This is a genomic window from Kitasatospora sp. NPDC091257 (assembly GCF_044757675.1).
In the GTDB taxonomy this organism is placed as follows: domain Bacteria; phylum Actinomycetota; class Actinomycetes; order Streptomycetales; family Streptomycetaceae; genus Kitasatospora; species Kitasatospora lactacystinica.
The window spans coordinates 1-682 of record NZ_JBIVVI010000926.1 but is presented as its reverse complement, the minus strand read 5'-3'; the positions used below and the strand labels follow the sequence as shown (position 1 = coordinate 682).

Here is a 682-nt window from a genome sequence, read left to right as displayed (position 1 = left end):
GTCCGGCATCCACACGGATGCCGGACCCTTCCGCGTTGCAGCCCCGCCTTTCCACTGCGCTGATCCCATGAACGCACAATCAGGCAAAGGCCTGATCTCATCGTCGGCGAACTTCCTGAGCGGAAGCCGGTTTTCCGCCGCCAGGGGCCGGGGTAGAGCGGAGGCGTTCGCACCCTGACCGTTCCGGTGCTCATGAGGGAGCGAATCCGTGACGCTTTTCTTGTCGGAAGGACACCCTCATGCACAGGTCCCTTCGGAACGCCTTCGCGACCGTCCTCGTGACGGGTGCGCTCACCACCGCTGCCGCTCCGGCCGCCGTCGCCGCCGAACAGGCGCCGTCGGCGGCCGGGGTGCGGGCGGAGCTCCGCAACCCGAAGACCGTCAAGGTCGCCGACTACAACCAGGCCCGCAGCACCCTGATCAACGCGGGCAGCAGGACGGCCGCCAAGTCCCACCCCGCGCACGGCACCAAGGACGTCCCGGTCTCCCACGGAACCAGCCTGCTCGCGGAGGCCCGCGACGAGTTCCGCGCCGCCGACCGGAACCTTCCGGCGGGCCAGAAGAAGTCCGACATGTCGATCCCGCACTACAACGCCGTCCACAGCGCGGCCAGGACCATGGGCGTCGACCGCTGGTGACGCCACCTCGCTGATGTGAAGGACCCGGGCCCTCCTCCGGCCCC

At 69.2% G+C, this 682-nt stretch carries 1 protein-coding gene; it reads left to right on the top strand.

Translation table 11 applies throughout. From position 1 onward, the window contains the following. Positions 1-239 precede the first annotated feature (239 nt). Complete coding sequence (locus ACIQOV_RS32140; RefSeq protein WP_401054218.1) at positions 240-638, top strand: hypothetical protein; 399 nt, start codon at positions 240-242, stop codon at positions 636-638. Positions 639-682: the final 44 nt, after the last annotated feature.

Bases quoted from the DNA above. Each gene is read 5' to 3' on its own strand.
- ACIQOV_RS32140 (WP_401054218.1), top strand. From the start codon at position 240: ATGCACAGGTCCCTTCGGAACGCCTTCGCGACCGTCCTCGTGACGGGT.